The 20,813-nt window shown below is 74.2% G+C and carries 14 protein-coding genes; 4 read left to right on the top strand and 10 right to left on the bottom strand.

Annotated elements, in window-relative coordinates; translation table 11 throughout:
• Window positions 1–246: 246 nt before the first annotated feature.
• Entirely contained in the window at window positions 247–1,974 is a 1,728-nt protein-coding gene (locus LNW73_RS18075) for a vWA domain-containing protein (protein ID WP_250990613.1), read from the top strand.
• A gap of 52 nt (window positions 1,975–2,026) precedes the next feature.
• On the opposite strand, the gene LNW73_RS18070 is transcribed toward LNW73_RS18075, so the two are convergent.
• Genes LNW73_RS18070 through LNW73_RS18060 form a run of 3 tightly spaced genes read right to left on the bottom strand, consistent with a single transcriptional unit; the run spans window position 2,027 to window position 4,846 of the window.
• Window positions 2,027–3,385, bottom strand: a complete 1,359-nt coding sequence (locus tag LNW73_RS18070) for a DUF2786 domain-containing protein (protein ID WP_285392993.1) — start codon at window positions 3,383–3,385, stop codon at window positions 2,027–2,029.
• 55 nt (window positions 3,386–3,440) lie between these two features.
• Window positions 3,441–4,409, bottom strand: coding sequence for a M56 family metallopeptidase (locus LNW73_RS18065; RefSeq protein ID WP_250990612.1), 969 nt, complete (start codon window positions 4,407–4,409; stop codon window positions 3,441–3,443).
• Complete coding sequence (locus LNW73_RS18060; RefSeq protein WP_250990611.1) at window positions 4,406–4,846, bottom strand: BlaI/MecI/CopY family transcriptional regulator; 441 nt, start codon at window positions 4,844–4,846, stop codon at window positions 4,406–4,408. Before LNW73_RS18060 ends, LNW73_RS18065 begins: the two co-directional genes overlap by 4 nt.
• 115 nt (window positions 4,847–4,961) lie before the next feature.
• Between LNW73_RS18060 and LNW73_RS18055 the strand changes: the two genes are divergently transcribed.
• Complete coding sequence (locus LNW73_RS18055) at window positions 4,962–5,741, top strand: DedA family protein (RefSeq protein ID WP_250990610.1); 780 nt, start codon at window positions 4,962–4,964, stop codon at window positions 5,739–5,741.
• Window positions 5,738–6,325 (top strand): phosphatase PAP2 family protein, encoded by a 588-nt coding sequence (locus LNW73_RS18050; RefSeq protein WP_250990609.1) that lies wholly within the window; start codon window positions 5,738–5,740, stop codon window positions 6,323–6,325. The genes LNW73_RS18055 and LNW73_RS18050 overlap by 4 nt, the downstream gene beginning before the upstream one ends.
• Before the next feature lie 93 nt (window positions 6,326–6,418).
• Here LNW73_RS18050 and LNW73_RS18045 read toward each other — a convergent pair whose 3' ends face one another.
• The 6 genes from LNW73_RS18045 to LNW73_RS18020 all read right to left on the bottom strand — a co-directional run bounded on the left by LNW73_RS18045 (window position 6,419) and on the right by LNW73_RS18020 (window position 16,645).
• Window positions 6,419–11,245: a DNA repair ATPase gene (locus tag LNW73_RS18045; protein ID WP_250990608.1), complete on the bottom strand. Its 4,827-nt coding sequence runs from the start codon at window positions 11,243–11,245 to the stop codon at window positions 6,419–6,421.
• Between the two features lie 43 nt (window positions 11,246–11,288).
• Window positions 11,289–13,352 carry an SPFH domain-containing protein gene (locus LNW73_RS18040; protein ID WP_250990607.1) on the bottom strand — a complete coding sequence of 688 codons (2,064 nt, stop codon included), beginning with the start codon at window positions 13,350–13,352 and terminating at the stop codon, window positions 11,289–11,291.
• A 138-nt stretch (window positions 13,353–13,490) separates the two neighbouring features.
• Entirely contained in the window at window positions 13,491–14,147 is a 657-nt protein-coding gene (locus LNW73_RS18035; protein ID WP_441349483.1) for a hypothetical protein, read from the bottom strand.
• Window positions 14,148–14,350: 203 nt separating this feature from the next.
• On the bottom strand, window positions 14,351–15,433 hold the full coding sequence (locus LNW73_RS18030; RefSeq protein ID WP_250990605.1) for a PucR family transcriptional regulator: 1,083 nt from the start codon (window positions 15,431–15,433) through the stop codon (window positions 14,351–14,353).
• Between the two features lie 94 nt (window positions 15,434–15,527).
• Window positions 15,528–15,773, bottom strand: a complete 246-nt coding sequence (gene tatA, locus LNW73_RS18025; protein WP_250990604.1) for a Sec-independent protein translocase subunit TatA — start codon at window positions 15,771–15,773, stop codon at window positions 15,528–15,530.
• Between the two features lie 239 nt (window positions 15,774–16,012).
• The gene (locus tag LNW73_RS18020; RefSeq protein ID WP_308407794.1) at window positions 16,013–16,645 is read right to left on the bottom strand and encodes a response regulator transcription factor; all 633 of its coding nucleotides are present in this window, start codon (window positions 16,643–16,645) and stop codon (window positions 16,013–16,015) included.
• A 150-nt stretch (window positions 16,646–16,795) separates the two neighbouring features.
• On the opposite strand from LNW73_RS18020, the gene LNW73_RS18015 reads away from it, so the two are divergent.
• Window positions 16,796–19,321, top strand: coding sequence for an ABC transporter permease (locus LNW73_RS18015; protein WP_250990603.1), 2,526 nt, complete (start codon window positions 16,796–16,798; stop codon window positions 19,319–19,321).
• A 67-nt stretch (window positions 19,322–19,388) separates the two neighbouring features.
• Here LNW73_RS18015 and LNW73_RS18010 read toward each other — a convergent pair whose 3' ends face one another.
• Entirely contained in the window at window positions 19,389–20,705 is a 1,317-nt protein-coding gene (locus LNW73_RS18010; RefSeq protein WP_250990602.1) for a hypothetical protein, read from the bottom strand.
• Window positions 20,706–20,813: the final 108 nt, after the last annotated feature.

Genomic DNA, 20,813 nt, shown 5'->3' with positions numbered 1-20,813 from the left:
TCACGATGGCAGCTTGTTGACGCCGTGTCTACTAGTGGGTGGGGACTCGTCCGGCCGGATCCGCCGGGCGGGAAACGGGCTCCGCGGGGTCCCGGCCGGAGACGGACCGAGCACAGTCCGGGACGGCCCGGGGCATACCGCCCGGCCGTTGCCCCATCGAGACGCTTCCGCAATTCCTCCGATGCCTCCGTCGCGGGCCGGCGTTCGTCACAAGGGCAAAGGCCGACGAGTCCGTGGGGGAATCGCATGAAGCGGTACGAGCAGCGGTACGGGAACCGGTACGGAACGCCCTCCAGAACGCCGGACGCGGAACCGTCCGGGACGCGGTCCGGGAAACAGGCCGGGAAGCGGTCCGGGACCGCGCGTCGGGTCGCCGTGGCGGCGGTGGTCGCCGGCGGGCTGCTGCTCGCCGGGTGCAGCGCCGGAACCCCCGACTCATCCCGGAACGGCGCCGACAAAGCCCCCATGCGCCCGGCGCCCGCGCCGCCGAACCCGAACGGCGGACCCGCCGCGTCGGCGGCCCCGGACGACGGAGCGGCCAAGGACAGCTCCGGCGACGCGCAGAAGCACAGCCAGGCGGTGCCCAGCTATCTGTCCACCTTCGCCCTGGACGTCGACACCGCCTCGTACGGCTACGCCCGGCGCACCCTGGCCGGCGGCCGGCTGCCCGCCGCCGACACCGTGCGCCAGGAGGAGTTCGTCAACAGCTTCCGGCAGGACTACCCGCAGCCCGAGGGCGACGGATTCACCGTCACCACCGACGGCGCCCGCACGGACGGCGAGGGCATCGGCACAAAAAGCGAAACCAATGGCGACGACAAGGGCGGCGTCAAGGGCACCGACAGCGCGGGCAGTTGGTCGCTGCTGCGCGTCGGCCTGGCGACCCGCTCCGCGCAGAGCGGGAACCGGCCGCCCGCCGCCATGACGTTCGTCGTGGACGTCTCCGGCTCGATGGCCGAGCCCGGCAGGCTCGACCTCGTGAAGCAGGCGCTCGGCAGCTCCATCGACGCGCTGCGCCCGGAGGACTCCCTCGCGATCGTCACCTTCAGCGGCGAGGCGCGGGTGGAACTGCCGATGACCCGGCTGGGCAGCGTCGAGAGCCGCGGCCGGATCCACTCGGTCGTCGACGGCCTGGAGCCGCGCGACGAGACCAACCTCGCCGCAGGGGTGCAGGCGGGCTACAACGAGGCGGTCAAGGCGGCGCGGCCCGGCGTCACCAACCGCGTCGTGCTGCTCTCCGACGGCCTCGCCAACTCCGGTGACACCACCGCAGCCGCGATCCTCGACCGCATCGGGACGGCCCGGCGGGACCACGGCATCACCCTGTTCGGGGTGGGCGTGAGCAGCCAGTACGGCGACAAGCTGATGGAACAGCTCGCCGACAAGGGCGACGGGCACACGAGTTACGTCGCGGAGCCCGAAGCGGCCCGCCGGCTCTTCACCGAGCAGCTGCCCGCCAATGTGGACCTCAGGGCCCGCGACGCCAAGGCGCAGGTCGCCTTCGATCCGCAGACCGTCAGCGAGTACCGGCTGATCGGCTTCGACGACCGGACGGTCGCGAACGGGGACTTCCGCAACGACGCGGTGGACGGCGGCGAGGTCGGCCCCGGGCACACCGTCACGGCCCTGTACTCGGTCCACCTCAAGCCCGGGGCCTCGGGCCATGTCGCCACCGCCACCGTCCGGTGGCTCGACCCGTCCACCCGGGCTCCGCACGAGCAGTCCGGCACGGTCGAGGCCGCCGCGCTCACGTCCCCGCTCTGGACCGCCGCCCCGAAGCGGCTCCAGGTCGACGCCCTGGCCGCCTACTTCGCCGACTGGCTGCGCAACCGCGGCGACGCCGACCGCCTCCCCGGCGCCCCGGGGCTGCCGGCCCTCGCCGAGCACGCCACCACCCTGGCGAGCAGCACCGAGGACCCGGCCGTCCGGGAGCTCTCCCAGGCGGTGACGCAGGCACGGCACCTGGCGGGCTGACGGACCGAACAGGCTGAACGGGCTGAACGGGCTGAACGGGCCAGGAAAGGCGTTACTGGCGGCCGCCGAGTACGGCACGGTCGGCCGCCTCGGTGCCGTGCGTCCAGCCTTCGTGGTCGCGGCCCTTGAGCCGGTGCGAGGTGGTGGTGGGGAACATGCGGGTGGTGGTGTCGCGGACCGCGACGTCCCGCGCGGCGAGGGCCGGCAGCAGGCGCTCCGCCGGGAGGTCGGGGGCGTGGGTGGCCTGCTCGGTGGCGTCGGCGAGGCGTTCGCGGATGCGACCCGCGTAGGCGATGAGGAAGGACTGCCGGAAGTCCTTGGAGCGCGAACCGCCGTGCCGGGCCTTGCCGTTGCGGCTCTTCCCCGCGCCGTGCCCCGAGCCGTTTCCCGTGCCGCTCCCCGCACTCTTCCCCGCGCCCTTCGCGGTGCGCAGCATGGCGGCGTCCGCCTGGACGAGCAGCGAGGTGTAGAGCAGCTCGACGGCCTCCAGGTCGGGCTCGAAGCCGACGACCGTCGAGAAGCCGAAGTCGCCCGCCCACACCGCCTGGCAGCGGTTGGCCGCCGCCACGGCGTCGAGGAGCAGCGCCTTGGCGCCCTCGTAGGGCTGGTCGATGCCGATACGGCAGGCTCCAGGACCGTCGGAACCCGCCGCGCCGGCGTCGGAGGCGATGAGGGCCTCGTCGATGCTGTGCCGGGCCATCAGCTGCTGGGCCTTCGAGCTGAGGGCCTCGGCCTCCTCAGGGAAGTCGGTGGATTCGGCCTTGGCGAGCAGGGCGCGGATCCGGCCGAGCAGCGGGGCCGCGTGGCGGTGGGCGGCGGCGCCCGCCGCCGTGGGCGCCGCCACCGGGGTGATCCGGGGCAGCCGTCCGAGCAGCCGCAGGAGTTCCAGGACGGAGACGGCGGCGGAGAAGCCGTCGAGCCGTTCGCGGCGGCCGTGGGCGGCGAGGAGCGTGCCCTCGCCGTTCCACGGGCCGGCCGCCGCCAGCTCGGCGAGCTGGGCGGCCCAGCGCGGGTCCTTCGACGCCGTCGCCGCGGGGGCCGTGCGGGCCTCGGCGGTGATCAGGTCGGCGGCGAGGCGGGCGTGCCCGTCCGTGAGCCGGCGGCGCGCGATGCGCACCACGTCGGCGGGCTGCCAGCCGCGGGTCCAGCAGGACCGTACGAGCCGGTCGGTGAGCGCGAGCAGCGCGTCGTTCGCGGCGGAAGCGGCGCCTGAGGCGTCAGGTCCGGAGGCAGCGGTACCGGAGGCAGCGGTACCGGATCCGCCGGCGGCGGCCAGGGCCGAGGCGCCGAGGTCGACGGCGTCCTCGGCGTCGGCGTCCGCCGCGTTGAGCGCGCGGAGGTACGCCCGCTCGATCACGTCTTCCACGTCGTTCTCCGCCACGTCCGCCACGTCCGCCGCCTCGCCCTTCAGCTCTCCCACCCGGTCTCCCATTCTGCGGGAGATCCGGGAGCGGGAGATCCGGGGGCTACTCGCCCTGGGCGGTTTCCACGCTCTCGTGGAGGTCGGTGGCGGCCTCTACGGCCGCCGCCGCGGACAGCAGGAGACAGCCGGCGAGGAGGGCGGCCACGAGGCGCCGGCCGCGGGCCTGCCGCGGGCCGGCCGGCGGTGTGGCGTGCAGGAGGGCCTCGACGCGGCGCGGGACGGGGCCCGTGGTGGCGGCGAGCGCGGCGCTGGGGCGGGCCGAGCCGGCCGTGCGGGCCGCCAGGGCGGCCCGCCCCACCGCGCGGGCCGCCAGGCGGCGGTCGCCGACGGCGGACGCGGCGGACTCGTCGGCCCACCGCTCCAGCGCGTACGAGAGCGGCGCCCGCAGCCCGCGCAGCAGCGGATGGCAGGTGGCGGCGAGCGCGGCGACGACGATGAAACGGTGGTGGTGGCCGGCCAGATGGGCGCGCTCGTGGGCGAGCAGCGCCTCGCGCTCGCCGGGCCGCAGGGCGCGCAGCATGCCGGTGGTGACGACGATCCTGCCGGGGCGCCCCGGCAGGGCGTACGCGTCGGGGTCGCTGTCCTGGAGGACGGCGAGCTCGCCGGAGGCCGCGCAGGCGCCGGTGGCGGCGCGGGCCCGGGCCATCTCGGCGCGGTAGCGGTGGCCGGCGAGGGTCACCGCCCCCGCGCAGACGGCGAGCAGCACCGCCGCGACACACGCGGCGGGAACGGTCAGGCCCGTGCTGCCGAGACCGGCGAAGCCGCCGAGCCCGTCCGAGCCGGCGGTGAGCAGCGGCAGCGTGAGATGGCCCAGGGCGGCGACCGGTGGCAGCAGCAGCGCGCCCTGGGCGGCCAGCAGGACCAGGGCCAGGGTGCTGCTCGCGGCCAGGACGGCGGCCGTGCACGCCAGCAGCCAGGCGGCGGCGCGCGGGGCGAGGGACGCGGCGAGCCGGCGGGCGACGGGGACGGCGAGCAGCGGCATCAGCAGCGGCGGAACGAGATCGGGGTTCACCGGGAACCGCCCCCCTCCCCCGTACCCGCTTCCGCGCCCGCGCCCGTACCCGCTTCCTCCCCCGTACCCGGTTCCGCGTCGTCCAGGAGGGCGCGCAGCAGCTGCTCGTCGTCGGGGCTCAGCTGCGACACGAAGCGGGCCAGTACGGTCTCCCGGTCCTGCTCCTTGTCGAGCTCGGTGCGCATCCGGCGGGCGGCGAGGCCCGGTGAGTCCTGGGTGGGGGTGTACGCGTAGCCGCGCCCCGACCGGGTCCTGGCGACGGCGCCCTTGTCGTGCAGCCGCGCCAGGATGGTGGTGACCGTGGTGCGGGCGAGGGCACGCCCGAGATCGCGCTGGACGTCGGCGGGAGTGAGCGGTCCTCCGGCGGCCCACAGCGCCGCCAGGACGCTCGCCTCCAGCTCGCCCGGCGGGCGACGCGCCGGATGTGTCTCTGGCATGGAACGCCCCTTCCACCTGATTCGTCTACAGTGCTGTAGACCGTCTACGCGACTGTAGTCGGCCGGGTGCGGCGCAGCTCGCCCCCGCAGCCCATTATGGGAGGGCCCTCCGCCAATGCCCCTGTCCCTGGCCACGCCCCTGCTGGACGCCGTTCCCCAGGCAGCACCGCTGGCGGTCAACGTCCTGGACGCCCACGACCTGCTGGCGACGTTCGGCGCGATCGGCATCGCCGTCGTGCTGTTCGCGGAGACCGGCCTGCTGATCGGCTTCTTCCTGCCCGGCGACTCGCTGCTGTTCACGGCCGGTCTGCTGTGTGTGCCCGGTGCGTCGGATGTGGTGCATCTCTCGCTCTGGCAGGTCCTCCTCGCCGCCGCCGCGGGGGCGCTGGCCGGTGCGCAGACCGGTTACTGGATCGGCCGGCGGGGCGGACCGCCGCTGCTCGCCCGGATCCGCAATCCCCATCTGCACGACGGCGTCGGCCGCGCCGCCGAACTGCTGGAACGGTACGGGCACGCCAAGGCCGTGGTGCTCGCGCGCTTCGTCCCGGTCGTCAGGACCGTGCTCAACCCGATGGCGGGCGTGCTGAACGTGCCTGCGCGCACCTTCACGATCTGGCAGATCATCGGCGGTCTCGTCTGGTCCGTGGGCCTCGTGCTCGGCGGCTACGCGCTCGGCTCCTCGGTGCCGCACGTGGACAAGTACCTGCTGCCGATGGTCGCGCTCATCGTCATCGTCTCGCTCACCCCGCTCGCGCTGGAGCTGTACCGCTCACGCGGCCGCGTCAAGACGGCACGGGCGGCCGGGGCAGGCGGGGCCGGGGGCGGCACCGGAACCGGGGCGGGGTCCGGGACAGGGTCCGGAGTGGGGCCCGCCGACGCACCGGAGAGCCTGTGAACTCCGGCATCGACGCGGGCCTCTACTCCTGGATCACCGGCCTCGCCCAGCGCGTACCGCGACCCGTCGACACCCTGATCCAGGCGTGGAGCGACTACGGGCTCGCGGTGTTCGCCGTCCTCATGCTCATCGCCTGGTGGCGCGCCCGGCAGGGCGACGCGGCCCGGATGGCGGCGGCGCTGTCCGTGCCGGTCGCCGTCGTCGTCGCCTACGCCGTGAACGACGTGCTCAAGATGGTCTTCGACGAACAGCGGCCGTGCCGGACGCTGCGCGCCGTCACCGTCGAGGCCTGCCCGGCGCGCGGTGACTGGTCCTTCCCCAGCAACCACGCCGCCATCGCGGCGGCGGCCGCCGTGGCCCTCCTCGTCATCGACCGGGGGCTCGGCCGCCTCGCGGTGCCCGCCGCGCTGTTCATGGCCGCGTCGCGGGTCTGGATCGGGGTGCACTACCCGCACGACGTGCTCATCGGAGTGATCGTCGGCGCCCTGGTCGCCCACCCGCTCGTGCGGCACGCGCACCGCGCCGCACCGGCCGTCGAGCGGCTGCGCGGCACGAAACTGAAGCCACTGCTCAGAGCCGCGTAGCGGCCGCGCCCGAGCCGGTCGGGGCGGAGCCGGCCGAGGCGGAGCCGACCGCGCCCGAGCCGACCGAGGCGGAGCCGGCCGCGCCGGAGCCGGTCAGGCCACGGCAGAGGCCACGGCGGCCGCCTTCACCTCCGCCCAGCGCGACGCCTGCTCCGCGGTCTGCCGGCCGCGGAGTTCGGCGAGCTTCAGCAGCGCCGCCTCCGCGCCCGCCGCCAGCGTCTGCGCCTCCGCGCGGTAGTGGTCGTCGATCACGGCCTCCACCTCGGCGTCGTTCATCGCCGGCACGATCCGCTCGCTCAGCTTGTTCATGTTGCGGTACGAGCCCTGCAGCAGGAAGGGCGGTTCGGTGCGCGTCGCGTCCGTCTGCCCGGCGGAGGCGATGTATTGCGCGTTCACCGCCAGTACGGTGCCGCGCACCCGCAGCAGATGCCGCAGCACGGCCAGGATCCGGTCCAACTCGCCCTGTTCGTAAGGGTGGACGAGTCGGTCGGCGCGCGCGGACGGGTCGCCCCCGGCGAGCCGGACGAGCAGTTCGAGGTCCGCGCGGCCCCGGGTGGAGAGCGGGGCGAGCACCTCGTTCGAGGTGAGGGCGTTCTCCAGAAAGCTGAGCGCGAACAGCGTCTCGCGGCCGGTCACGGCGTCGCCGAGGTTCCAGACGTCGGCCCGGTTGGCGAGCATGTCGGGAACGCGGAAGACCCGGCCCGACTCCGTGTACGGGTTGCCCGCCATGCACACCGCGAAGCGCTTGCCGCGCAGGTCGTAGCTGTGCGCCCGACCCTCCCGTACGCCCTCGACCCGGCGCTGCGCGTCGCACAGCGGGATGAACTTCTGCAGGAGTTCCGGGGACGTGTGCTGGATGTCGTCCAGGTACAGAAGGGTGTTGGTGCCGAGCTCCAGCGCGAAGTTGATCTTCTCGACCTCGCGGCGGGCGGTCGCGTCCGGGGCCCGCTCCGGATCGAGGGACGTGACGGCGCTGCCGAGCGCGGGCCCGTCGACCCGCACCAGCACCAGGCCGAGGCGGCTCGCCACGTACTCCATCAGCGTCGTCTTGCCGTAGCCGGGCGGCGACATGAGCATCAGCAGACCCATCCGGTCCGCCTTCTGCCCATCACCGGCGCCCGCCGTCCCCGCCGTCCCCGCCGTGCCGAGCTGCTTGGCGAGGTTGTCGCCGATCAGCGGCAGGTAGACCTCGTCCAGCAGTGCGTTGCGCACGAACCCGTTGAGCGGGCGCGGCCGGAAGTCCTCCAGCCGCAGCCGCGACCGTTCGGCCGCCACCAGGGCGGCGCGGTCCCGCTGGTACGCGCGGTACGCCGGCACCTCCTCCGTCCTGAACCGCCTGGTCCTGGCGAGCACTTCGTCCAGCCGGACGGTCAGGGAACGGCCGTCGATCCTCGGGTGCGCGCCCAGCAGCCCGCCGACGGTCGCCGACAGGGTGGCGTCCGACTCGTAGTGCGTCAGCTCCTCCCCGCACACCAGCGCCGTCACCGCCTCCGCCTGGTCCTCGCCCCCGCCGAAGCTCCCCAGCCAGGCGTCCGCCAGGCGGTAGCGGGCCGCCAGGTCGCCGCCGAGCGTCTGCAGATCGTCCAGGAACTCCTTGTACGGGACGGCCTGCGGCCCGCCGAGTGCCCCGGCGAACCGCTCGCGCAGCACGCGGGCCGGCGCACCGCCGATGAACCCCTGCCGGGGGGTGGCGAGTTCCTCGACCAGGTACTCGCCCAGGAGACCGAGCCCGTCGGGCGGCCGGGGCACCTCGGCGAGCCCCGCCCCCGTCAGGAACTCCCCCGCGCACACGGCCAGTTCCTCCGCCAGACCGGCGAGCGCCGGCGTGGGGCCGAACAGACCGCGGGCCCGGCTCAGGGACGTGGCCCGGGTGGTCCACGCCGTGCGGGCACCGGCGTCGGGTCCGTACGTCCAGAAGAGCTGCGCGGCGGCGCGGACGGCGGACGGGTAGCGGAGCAGGCCGGCCGTGGAGTGCAGGTCCAGCAGCGCGCGCAGCAGGGCGACGGTGTCGTGGTCGTGGACGCCGCGCTCATAGCCCTCGTCGAGCCGGGACGAGGCGGCGGCCCGGACGAGGGCCGCCAGTTCCCCGTCGTCCGCGCCCGGCGGCACCTCGGGCAGCAGCGTCGCCGCGAGGTACTCCGCGCGGTAGACGTCCGGGGACTCGGAGACCAGCGGGCGGTCCCAGAAGCGGCGGGTGGCGGCGAAGGCCGCGTCCCGCACCGGATCGCGGTAGTCGGTGCCGGTGACGGTGAACGCGAGACCGCCCTCGTGCGGGACCAGCGCGAGGTCCAGGGGCTGGGTGTTGACCGCGAACCGGTGCCGGCCGAGGCGGATGGCCGCGCCGCCCGCGTCGTACAGGTCCAGGCGGTCGCGCAGCGCGCGGCCCGCGTCCTGGCGGGCGGCGGCGAGGTGGCCGTCGAGCTCGGTGCCGCGCGCCGGGTCGCCGAGGGCCCGCAGCTCGTCGGCGACCTTGCGGACCTTGGCGGCCATGGGGTCGGACGCGAAGTAGGTGTTGATCTCGTCGAGGGTCGCCAGGCCCGCCGCGCGGCGCCGGACGCCGTCGAGGATGCGGGCGGCGGATCCCGCGAGCCGCTCGGTGCGGCGGGCCCGTTCGTCCGTGAGGGTCTGCCGGCGCGCCGAGAAGGTCTCGTAGATCTCCTCGCGCCGGGTGCCCAGCTCGGCGAGGTACTCGTCCCATTCGGCGAACCGTGCTTCGAGGTTCTCCAGCTGGACGAGGAGCCGCCCGAGCTGTTCGTCGCACGCCTCCGGCGTGTCGGCGGCGGCGCGGGCGCTGCCGACGGACTGCGCGAGCAGGGCGAGTTCCGCGGCGAACTCGGCGCGGCCCTCGCTGGTGAGGAGTTCCCGGCGGCGGGCGTCGAGGAGCGCGCGGGCCCGGTTCACACCGCCGAGCACGTCGGCGATCCGCGCCAGGATGCCGGTCCTGACGGTGGCGTCGGCGATCTCCAGGGTGCCGACGATCCCGGTGACGGTCTCCAGCGCGGCGGCCTGCTCGGCGAGCCGTTCCGCGACCGGGACCGCGTCCGCGACGACCGCGATGCCCGCCGCCTCGGCGCCCGCGCGCTCGACGCGCTCCCGGTAGTCGGCGAAGGCGTCCTCGCGGGAGAGGTGCGCGACGGCCCGGTGCGCGGCGGCGGTGAGATCGGCGTCCAGTCCGGCCGCCAGCTCGCCGATACGGGCCGGGTCGGCGTAACGCAGCTCGCGCAGCGTCTCCAGCCTGCCCTGACCGGCCCGCAGTTCCGACAGCTGGCCCACCCAGTCGGCGGCCGACTTCGGGGCCTCGCCGCGCGCCCGCCGCACCACCGACGCGATACGGGCCGCGGCCTCCTCCACGGCCCCGGCCGCCCGCGCGGTCAGCGACTGCACCTGCTCGTACTCGGCCAGCACCTGCTCGGCGGTGCCCCGCACCTCCTGCAGCGGCCCGCGCAGATCCCCCAACTCCGCTTCGCCGAGCCAGTGGTAGCGGTCCAGGATCCGCGCGCACGAGGCAGCCAGTGCCTCGAAGACGGCGGCGGCCGGCGCGGTGTCGGCGACCGTGCCGGCCACCGAGAGGCAGTCGGAGATGCCGCGCACCAGGTCCGGGTTGCCGATCCGCTCCAGCGGCCCGGTGCCGACCGGCTGCGCGGCGGCGTAGCTGTCGGAGAGGTACGGGGTCCGCCAGCGGTGCAGCGGGTGCACGCGGGTCGGTTCGTCGCCGGCCGCCCGCATCGTGACGAGCGTGCCGTCCTCGAACAGCGCATAGCCGTGCGTCCGGATCGGCGTCGCCACGGCCATGCTGATCATGTTGTACGGGAGCAGCAGCCGGCGTCCCGTGGCGGCGGCGTGGAACACGTACAGCAGGTCCTCGCCGTTCGCCGAGCGCACCAGCCGCTCGAAGGCGAAGCCGCTCTCCGGCGCCAGGCCGCCGACGCCGGCTACGTCACCGGCGGCACCGCCGCCACCGGCGTCGTCGAAGGTGCGGATCGCTCCGGTCGCCAGGCAGTAGCCGCCGGGGAAGATGATCCCCTGCTCCTCGGGCAGCCGGCGGCACGCCTGCCCGATCGCGTCGAGCCGTGCCACCTCCCCGGTCCGGGTGTGGACGACCAGGTGGCGCCACGCCGTCTCCTTGTAGGGACGCACCCGCAGCACGAGCAGCGGCCCGACGACCGCGTACGCCACCTCCCCGTCGGCGAGCGACTGCAGCGGCTCGTCCACCGGCTCGGTGTGGTCGTTGACGGTGAGCGTCCCGCCGGTCACCGAGACCGAGACGCCGCCGGGCAGCGCGATGTGCGGCTCGCGGGACGGGACGGCAGGAGTACCCGGGACGCCCACCGTGCCGGGGACGCCCGGGACGTGGTCGTCGCGGGTCGCCTCCGTCCAGGTGAAGTCGTGTGCGGGCGGCACCACATGGTCGCGTTCGCCGCGCGCGTCGAGGTACGTGGCGGAGCCGTCCGCCGACAGCCGCCAGCGCAGCACGCGGACGTCGTCGACGGCCGGACCGGTCCTGAAGACGGCCAGCAGTCGGCCGTCCAGCGGGCGCAGCCGGGTCAGCCGCGTCTGCCGGTAGTAGCGGTACAGCTCGTCGAAGTCCCGGACGAAGTGCGGGTCGTCGAGCAGCCCCGGCACGGGCTCCCCCTGCACGCTCAGCACGTCCCCGACCGCCGGCTGCCCGTCCGTCCGGCCGCCCGGCGCCGGGTTGGCGCCGAACAGCAGCCGTTCGCCGACGGGCGCGATGTCGCACGGCACGCAGGCGTGCCCGGTGCTGATCCGGTCGGCGCCGGCGAGCCGCAGTTCGGCCGACCCGAACACCTCCTGGCGGCGCGCGTTCAGCGCCTCGGCGCGCACCGCCAGCGTTCTGGCCGACGCGGCCAGCCGGTCCCGCAGGACCTCGTAGGTACCGGCATCGATCCGGGTCTCAGACACTTCCCAGCCTCGTTCACTCAGTGGTGTGTGCGGGTGGTGCTGTTCAGTTGCGCACGGCGACGGGCTTGGCACCGTTGACCGCGGGAGGGTTCGGGGCAGCCGGGGCCGCGCCGCCGAGCGCGTCCAGCGGAAGCTGGCCCAGGCCCAGCGAGTTGGCCTGGTCGAGCAGCTGCTGCAGTCCGCCGGACTGCGGGCCGCCGGACGCGATGAGCCGCATCAGGAGCGCGGACACCGTCAGGTTCTGGACGCCGCCGCTCCCGAGGGAGCCGAGCACCCGGGTGGCGTCCTCGGTGAAGCGCGACGATCCGTCCAGCCACGGCCCGGCCAGCGCCTTGACGGCGTCGGAGCTGTCCACGAAGGCGTCGACGCTCTTGCCCAGCGACATCGCCCCGACCACCCGGTCGAAGAAGACGCTCTCGCCGCCGACGATGCTGATGTTCGCCGACTCCAGGCCGGTGGCGAGCACCGTGGCCTGCGCCTCCGCGACCTGGCGCTGCATGTCCAGGCTCGCGAGCCGGATGTCCTTCTCGGCCGCCAGCCGCAGCCGGTACTCCTCGTGACCGCGTGAGGCGTCGTCGAGCGCGGCCATTGCGGCCGCCTTGTCGGTGAGGCCCGCGGCCTCCTCCTTCAGCCGGCGGCCGATGCCCTCCGCCTCGACGGTGTTCTTCTCCCGCGAGACGGCCGCCTCCGCGAGTCCGACCTTCTCGATCGCCTCGGCGCTGCGCTCGCGCACCTCGACCTCGGCGAGCCCGGCGGCCGCCGCCTCCGCCCGCGTGCCCTCGGCCAGCCGGATCTTGGCCTGGGCGTCCAGCTCGGACGCCTGCTTGCGGGACTCGGCCATGGTCAGTGCCTCCCGCGCCCGGTGGGTCGCGGACTGCTCGGCCGCCTCCGCGGCCTTGATGTCCTTGACGAGCTTCTCCTGCGCCTGTCCCTCGGCCCGCACGATGAGCGCCTGCCGCTCCCGTTCCGCCTCCTGCACCAGCCGCAGCGCCTTGATGCTCTCCTCCTGCTCGGCGACGGTGCGGTCCACGGCGATGCGCTCGCGGATCACATCGGCGACCTCACGGCGTTCCGCCTCGACCTCCTTGTCCTTGGAGATCCGGGACAGTTCCGTCTCGCGCTCGCGGGCGATGACCTCCAGCAGCCGGTCCTTCTCGATCCGCTCGTTCTCGACGGCGATGACGCGTTCACGGTTCTTCTGCGCCACGGCGATCTCACGGCCCTGGTTCTCCCGCTGGATGCCGAGCAGCTCCTCGGTCCGGATGAACGCGCCCTGCGAGCCGAGCCGTTCCTCCTCCTGGACGCGCATCGTGGACGACTCCTCCTTGGCACGGAGTGTCTCGACCTCCCGGCGCTGCTTGATCTCGGCCTCGGCCTGCCGCCGTTCCAGCTCCAGGATGGTCTCGCGGGCCTCGACGTTCTGCCGGGTGATCTCCTTCTGCTCGGTGCGCTGGAACTCGTTGGTGCGCACGTGCTCGATGGCGGTCAGCTCGGTGATCTTCCGGATGCCCTGTGCGTCGAGGATGTTGGCGGCGTCCAGCTGGGTCATCGGGGTCTGTTCGAGGAAGTCGATCGCGGCGTCCTCGAGGTGGTAGCCGTTGAGATCGGTGCCGATGACCTGGATGATCTGGTCGCGGAAGTGGTCGCGCTGGGTGTAGAGGTCGACGAAGTCCAGCTGCTTGCCGACGGTCTTGAGCGCCTCGGAGAACTTGGCGGCGAACAGCGCCTGCAGCGTCTCCTGGTGGCTCGCCCGTGCCGTACCGATCGCCTGGGCGACCTTGATGACGTCCTCGGTGGTCTTGTTCACGCGCACGAAGAACGTCAGGTGGATGTCGGCACGGATGTTGTCCTGGCAGATCAGGCCCTCGCGGCCGGTGCGCTTGATCTCGATCGTCTTCACCGAGATGTCCATCTGCTCGGCGTTGTGGAGGATCGGGAGCACCACGGCGCCGGTGAAGGTGACGTCCACGTGCTTGGTCCTGGAGATGATCAGCGCCTGGCCCTGCTCCACCTTGCGGAAGAGCCGGCTGACGGTGAACACCACGCCGAGCGCGATGAGCAGGAGGACGGCGATCAGTACGCCGATCCCGATGGCGGTGGCATCCATGGCGGATCCTCAGTCGAAGAGTGCGGAGACGGTGTGGTGGTGGGCGTTGGGTGGTACGGGACATGACTGGGTGTCACGTGTCGTCGGACACGTGTCAGGTGAGGGATCGGGGCAGTGGCGCGGGCCGCCTGGACCGGGCTAGGTGATCGGGTCGAAAGGTGCGACCCAGAAGAACTCGCCCGCCGGTTCGTACTCGTAGAGGAGCGCGGTGCTCCCGGAGGCGAAGGTGTCCTCACCGGTCTGCCGGACCTGGACGACCGCGGACGAGCCGTCCGGCGCGGTGACTTCGGCCTGGCCGAAGTCCGTACCGACCCGCCCGGTGCGGATGACGCACAGGCTTCCGACGAAGTCCCGCCGCGAGAGCGGCCGCACCTCGGGGAAGAGCCGGCGCAGCGGCCGCACCAGGAGCCAGGTCGCGGACCACGCGCCGGCCAGGGCCACGGCGAGGACGGCGATGCCGAGCAGGACGCGTACCGGGCTGTGCGCGCCGGCGCCGTCCAGCAGCGCGCTGCCGGCCAGGCTCACGAACCAGGCGACGGCGGTCAGCAGCGAGAGGACGACCGTGACCGGCACCCCGTCGAGCCCGGCGGCCGTCAACAGGCCCTCGCCGCCTGGGCCGTGGCTGTTCTGACTGTGACCGTGGCCGCCGCCGTCCCCGTGGCCCCCGTGGCCCGCGCCGTGCCCCCCGTGGCCATGGGCGGAGACGCCGCCCATCAGCGCCAGCAGCCAGAAGCCGATGACGACCAGGAGCGCGAAGCTGAACAGGACGGTCGGGAACGCCAGCGCAGTTCTCACGAACTCCCCCATGGCACTGACCCCCCGATTCCCAACCGCCCGTCACGGAGATGGTGGCACCGGGTGTCGCGCTGCCACATTGCCCGATCCCGGCAATCTTGACGCGCCTCTGACGTCCTACTAACGCCGCTGGGGTCCCGCCGCCTCTCCGGCCTCGCCGCCCCGCCGATGACGCCGCACTGCGACGCCGCCAACAACCCGCCCTACAAAGGTCGTTGTGGCCAGTCCAGCAGACGCGCGCCCAGTGCGGCCGTCTCCAGGGTGTAGCGCTGGAGGGCGTCGTCGGGGTCGAACCCGGTGAGGGCCGCGATGCGTTCGAGGCGGTAGCTGAGCGCCCGGACGCTGAGGTCGAGTCGGCGGGCTGCCTCGGCGCCCACATAGCCGGCGGCCGCGTACGCCCCCAGCGTCTGCAGCAGCGGCAGGGCGCCGCCGCGCGCCTCCTCCAGCGGGCCGAGCACGACGCGGACGAGGTCGGCCATCGCCGCGCGGTCGCGCATGAGGACGGGGAAGACGAGCAGGTCGGCCGAGTTCAGGACGCGGGCTTCGAGGCCGAGACGCTCCCCGAGGTCGAGGGCGCTGAGCGCCTCCTCGTAGCTCCTGACCACTCCGCCGGGACCTCCGTGCGGGCGGCCCAGCGCCACCCGCACCTCGCCGGCGAGCTTGACGAAGGCGTCCAGGACGGCCTGTTCCGCGGCGGGCGCGATGCACACGAACCGGCCGCCCTTGGTGGCCAGCAGCACGTCGTGGTCGCCGAACCGTCCGGCCAGGTCGCGTTCCACGCGGTGGACGAGGGGATGGGCGTCGTCGTACGCCTCGGTCCCGGTGGCGACGGCCACCACATGGCGGCCGGCCAGCCGCAGCCCGAAGCGCTCGGCGCGCTCGGCCAGCCGCCCCGGGTCGCTGCGCCCGTACAGCAGATCGTCGACGAACTCCCGGCGGGCGGCTTCCTCCTTGCGGACCGCGAGCCGATGCGACCGTTCATGTCCTTCGGCGAGCGCCGCCACTCCGGCCTCCACCGCCGCGAGGACGGATTCGCCGACGTGGCGCAGATCGGCCGCGCTGCGGGCGTCGGCGACGCCGGGCAGCGCCGACCAGGACCTGCGGGTGGCACCCAGGTAGGCGTCGACCAGCTCCCGCAGGCCGTAGCCGGCGTCGGCGGCCCGCTCCCCCAGCTCACGACGGGCCTCACGCTCGTCGCGGCGCAGCGCGCGGCCGCTGCGGGATATGTCGGCGAGGAGCTCCTCGTACCCGTCCACGTACTCGGGCGGTATGCCCCGTGCTGCCACTGCGCAACCCCCGCCACTACCGCGTACTTCCGACTGCCGACTTCCGGGCGTCAGGAACCTATCAACACTGCCGGAATCCGGAAGCGCGGACCCGCTACGACGTGTGGGGGTGCACCTCGGGTGCGGGGGTCGGCTTGACGTCCGCGGGGGTGGCCGTGGTGGTGGCGGTCGCGTTCGCGGCGGCGTCATCGGCCTTCAGCGCACGCGCCTCGGACTTCAGGATGCGCATGGACTTGCCGAGACCGCGGGCGGCGTCGGGCAGCTTCTTGGAACCGAACAGCATGATCAGAACCAGCGCCACCACGATCAGGTGCCACGGCTCCAGCCCGTTTCGCAACACGGGGATCCTCGCTTCGCGTAGAGATGGGCCAGGGGCGCCCGGGGATATGCGTCGACTGTCGCATTGTCACCCGGGCGGGCGTCCAATCAGCCCCTCAGTGCTCAAAGCATCGGCAAAGGCTGGGCATACCTCCGATGACGCCGGCGGCCGTTCCGGGGGTATGTCGAGCGGCTCGTCAGGCCCTGGTCAGCCCAGGTCAGGCCCTGGTCAGCCCAGGTCAGGCCCAGGTCAGGCCCAGGTCAGGCGCGCAGGAAGGCAAGGACCGCCAGGACCCTGCGGTGGGTCTCCTCGGCGGGCGGCAGGTCCAGCTTGCTGAGGATGCTGCCGATGTGTTTGCCGACGGCCGCCTCGGAGACCACCAGCTCGCGGGCGATCGACGCGTTGGACCGGCCCTCCGCGATCAGCCCCAGCACCTCCCGCTCCCGCGCGGACAGCCGCTCCAGCGGATCGCGCCGGCGGCGCAGCAGCTGGCGGACGACCTCCGGGTCGACGACCGTGCCGCCGTCCGCGACCCGGCGCAGCGCGTCGAGGAACTCCTCGACCTGGCCCACCCGGTCCTTGAGCAGATAGCCGACGCCGGACCCGTCGCCCGAGTCGAGCAGCTCGGCGGCGTAGCTGTGCTGCACGTACTGGCTCAGGACGAGCACCGGCAGCGACGGGCGCTGGGCGCGCAGCGCGACGGCGGCGCGCAGCCCCTCGTCCTGGAGGCCCGGCGGCATCCGCACATCCGTGACGACGATGTCCGGGTCGTGCTCGGCGACCGCCGTCCGCAGCGCCTCGGCGTCCCCGACCGCCGCGACGACCCGGTGCCCGAAGCGCGCGAGGAGGCCGACCAGCCCTTCGCGGAGCAGGACGCTGTCCTCGGCGAGCACGATGCGCAGTTCTCGTTCCACGCGCTGGATTCTGCCAGTCGGCGCGGACCGGCCAGAGGCCGCGGCGGCCCCAGGGGTAGGGCCAGGCATACCCGAGGACTCCGTCCTGCCGTGCTGTGCGCGCGGCCCGCCGCCGATTGGCTTGAGCGCATGCTGAGAATCGCGCTGCGCACGCTCCGCGCCCGCTGGGCCACCTTCACCGGCAGCTTCGTCGCCCTCGCGCTGGGCGTCGGCCTGATGGCCACGATGGGCCTGGCGCTGGCCGCCACCGTCGACGCCCCGCACCGCGGTCCCGAACGGTTCGCGGCGGCCCCGGTGGTCGTGCGCGGCACGGACACCCTGCGGGTCGACACCGCGCACGGGGTGCGCGAGAAGCGGCTCGACCACCCCCGGCCGGTCCCGGCGGCCACCGCCGCCGCGCTGGCCCGGCTCGGCCGCACCGTCCAGGACCGTACGTTCCCGGTGCGCGCGGACGGCGCCCCGGCCGGCACGGTCGGCCACGCCTGGTCGGCGGCGGCCTTCACCCCTTACCGGCTCACCGCCGGCCGCGCGCCTGCCACCCCCGGCGAGATCGTGACGACGGGCGGCTGGGCCGCACCGGGCGCCCGCGTCACGCTGCACACCCCGGACGGCGGCAGCGCGGCCCGGACGGTCGTCGGCACAGTCCGAACGGTCGTCGGCACGGTCGTCGGAACGGCTCCGGACCCGGGTTTCGCGCACGCGGATTTCGAGCACGCGGATTTCGAGCACGCGGTGTTCTTCACGGACGCGGAGGCGGCGCGGCTGGCGCCCCGGATCGACACGGTCGTGGTGTACGCGGACCCGGCCGCGGTACGGGCCTCCACGCCCGGGGACCTGGACGTCCTCACCGGCGACGACCGGCGGCGGGCCGATGCCGACCCGGACCGGGACAGCGAGGCGCTGACGACCGTGAACGCCCTGCTGGGAACGGCCGGCGGAGTCACCGGCTTCGTGTCGGTGTTCGTCGTCGCGTCGACGTTCGCCTTCGCCGTGGCGCAGCGGCGGCGGGAGTTCGCCCTGCTGCGGGCGGCCGGTGCCGCGCCGCGGCAGCTCCGGCGGCTGGTGATCGTCGAGGCCGCGGTGGTGGGCGCGGTGGCCTCGGCGGCGGGCTGCGTCCTGGGGCGGTTCGGGGCGCCGCGGCTGGCGGCGTGGCTGGTGGAGACCGGCATCGCACCGTCCTGGTTCACGGTCGGCGACGACGCTTGGCCGTACTGGACGGCCTTCGGGACGGGGCTCGGGGTCGCGCTCGCGGGCGCCTGGGCGGCGAGCCGCCGGGCCGGGCGGGTGGGTCCGATGGAGGCGCTGCGCGAAGCCTCGGTCGACAGCCGCACCATGACGGCCGGGCGCTGGACGGCAGGCGGCGGCTTGCTGCTGCTGGGCCTCGGGCTGCTCGTCCGGCAACTGCTCACCGATCCGTCCGACGCGCTGCACCGCAAGACGTACACCACCCAACCGATGCTGCTCATCACGGCGTTCGCGCTGCTCGCACCCGTCGTGGTGGGGCCGCTGACGAAGGCGCTGGCCTGGCTGCCCGCCCGGCTGCCGGGCGTCGCCGGCCGGCTCGTACGGGAGAACGTGCTGGCCGGGGTGCGGCGTACGGCGGCCGTCGCCGCGCCCGTACTGATCACCGTCGCCCTGGCCGGGTCCCTGCTCGGGGTCACGGCGACCGTCAACGCCGCCAAGGCGGCGGAGACGCGCGCGCAGTCGGCGGCCGACTTCGTCGTGACGTCGGATGCCGGCGGCCTCGACCCGGCGACCGTCGCGCGGGTCCGGGAACTGCCCGGACTCGACGCGGCCGCCTTCGCACCGACCACCGTGTACCGGCTGGAGGACGGGGTGGCGCTGGTCGGGGACGAGGCCCGCGCCGTCGACCCGGCCGCCCTCGCCGCCGTGACGACCCTCCCGGTGACCGCCGGAAAGGTCACCGATCTCGACGACCGGAGCATCGTCGTCAACGAGGAGTGGCCCGAGCACACCGTCGGCAGCCAGGTGGCCGTCTGGCTCGGCGACGGCCGGCGGACGTCGCTCCGGATCGCCGCCGTGCTGCGCACCGGCACGGGCGGCAACGGCGCCTACGTCACCCCGCTCAACGCGCCGGGCTCGTCCCCCGACCGGATCGACGTCCGGATCCGGCCGGGAACGGACGTGCGCCGCTCGGCCGACGCGCTCCGGGCCGCCGTGGCGCCCGGCGGCGGGCACGTGCTGAGCAAGGAGCAGTGGCTCGCGGCGGGTTACCCGGCCACCAGCAGACAGACCCGGATCGGCATTCTGCTGGTGCTCGGCATCGCCCTGCTCTACTCGGGCATCGCGCTGGCCAACACCCTGGTCATGGCGACCGCCGACCGTGTCCGCGATCTCGCCGTACTGCGCCTCGCCGGGGCCACCATGGGCCAGGTGCTGCGGATGGTGGCCGCCGAGGCGCTGCTCATCGTCGCGGTGGGCACGACCCTGGGCGCGGGCGTCGCCGCGCTGAACCTGCTGGGCGTCAAAGCCGCACTGGCCGCGCTGTCCGTACCGTCCCCCGTCGTCATCCCCTGGACGACCACCGGCGCCGCGGTGGCCGCCTGCGCCCTGCTCGCCGTGCCCGCCGCGGTGATCCCGGCCCGCCTGGCGCTGCGGGGACGGGCGGTCGAGCTGGCGGGAGGGCGGGAGTAGGGCAGGAGCAGCGGTGGGAGTAGCTGCGGGAGTAGCTGCGGGCACCACCAGGGCGCGCCGTCCGAGCTCAGCCCAGCTTCTTCCAGTCGGGGCTCAGCGCCATAGCCCTGAGACGGTCGATGGTGAACACCGGCGCGGTCCGGGTGGCGGGCTGGTGGTAGCCGCCCGCGTTCAGCTCGGCGACGACGATCCGCCGGCCGTTGGGGCGCAGGATCTGGGCGACCCACTGCACGGTCCCGGCACCGCCCTTCTCCGCCGGCCCCTGGGAGACCAGCACCCGGGTGCCGTCGGCGAGCTTCTCGCCACCCGAGAAGAACGCCAGGGTGTCGGGGTCCTTGGGCGGCCAGCGGTCGACGTTCACCTCGATCAGGGTCTTGCCGTGCCCGTCGTTCACGGTCACATGGGCGAAGCCCTCCGAGTCGTCCGCGTCGCTGCGCTTCAGGCCGGCCGGGATCAGCCCCTTCAGAACGGCGCTGATCGCGGGGCCCGGTACCGAGGAGCTCGCCTCGGCGATGGCGGGCTGCTCGGCCGGGAGTGTGGTGGGCCGATCGGCCGGAACCTTGGTCGGTCCGAGGGCGTCGAACACCGGCTTCCAGATCTTCACGTTCACCAGCGCCGTCAGCTGCGCGGCGGTCAGCGGGGGGTCGGGCCGGGTGTCCGGGGAGCCCTTCTCCGCCGGGGAGTTCCACTCCATGGCGTCGACGACCTGGCCGTCGCGGGTGGTCAGGGTGGCCCGCCAGTTCTTGGTGGTCACCCGGTGGTCCGGGTACTCGTAGCCCTTGAGCAGGACGAGTACGGAGCCGTCGGCGAGCACGGACCGGTCGCACGAGTCGAACGGCACGTACACCCGGTCCGGGCACCGGGTACCGGTGCCGGGGCCCACGCCCTGCCCCGCCGGTGCGTGGTTCAGGCTGACGCTGACCAGACCGGGGCCGTGCCCGTCGTCGTAGACGACCTCCGCGTACGGGGCGCCGATCGGGCCGCCGGTCCCTTCGGCGCCGGTGCCGCGCCCCTGCCCGCCGGTGGTCACGCCCGGTGGCAGCGCCGACTTGAGCAGGTTGATCATGTGCTGCGCGGTGACCCGCTCACCGGACGCGACGGCGACCGGTTGCGGTCCGCCCCGCGCGGCCGGATCCTCCGCGACGTGATGTCCGGCCGAACCCGACATTCCGCCCGCCATCAGCCCCCCGACGGCGACCAGCGTGAGCGTCGCCGCACCACCCGCGACGGCGGCCCTGCGGCGCAGCCGCATCACCCGGCCGCGGGCCGCACCGGCGTCCACCAGCGCCCTGTTGTCGGTGGAGAAGGTGCCGGCGGTGCCCCGTATGGCTTGGCCGAGGTCCTCCTCGAAGGGGTCCGAGGGAGCGAAGGGGTCGAAGGGCATGGGGAACCACCGTTTCGTATGGCGTATGGCGTATGGCGTATGGCGTATGGCGCGGAGCTCGGGGTCGTGGTGCGAGCGGAGTGGTGCGAGCGGCGTGGGGCGAGCGGA

The sequence above is a fragment of the Streptomyces sp. RKAG337 genome (assembly GCF_023701715.1).
Taxonomy (GTDB): domain Bacteria; phylum Actinomycetota; class Actinomycetes; order Streptomycetales; family Streptomycetaceae; genus Actinacidiphila.
This window is presented reverse-complemented; position numbering and strand designations above follow the sequence as displayed.

What these genes read in the sequence shown, in the direction of transcription:
- LNW73_RS18075 (WP_250990613.1), top strand. Translation starts at nt 247, where the DNA reads ATGAAGCGGTACGAGCAGCGGTACGGGAACCGGTACGGAACGCCCTCC.
- LNW73_RS18060 (WP_250990611.1), bottom strand. Translation starts at nt 4,846, where the DNA reads ATGCCAGAGACACATCCGGCGCGTCGCCCGCCGGGCGAGCTGGAGGCG.
- LNW73_RS18055 (WP_250990610.1), top strand. Translation starts at nt 4,962, where the DNA reads ATGCCCCTGTCCCTGGCCACGCCCCTGCTGGACGCCGTTCCCCAGGCA.
- LNW73_RS18040 (WP_250990607.1), bottom strand. Translation starts at nt 13,352, where the DNA reads ATGGATGCCACCGCCATCGGGATCGGCGTACTGATCGCCGTCCTCCTG.
- LNW73_RS18015 (WP_250990603.1), top strand. Translation starts at nt 16,796, where the DNA reads ATGCTGAGAATCGCGCTGCGCACGCTCCGCGCCCGCTGGGCCACCTTC.
- LNW73_RS18010 (WP_250990602.1), bottom strand. Translation starts at nt 20,705, where the DNA reads ATGCCCTTCGACCCCTTCGCTCCCTCGGACCCCTTCGAGGAGGACCTC.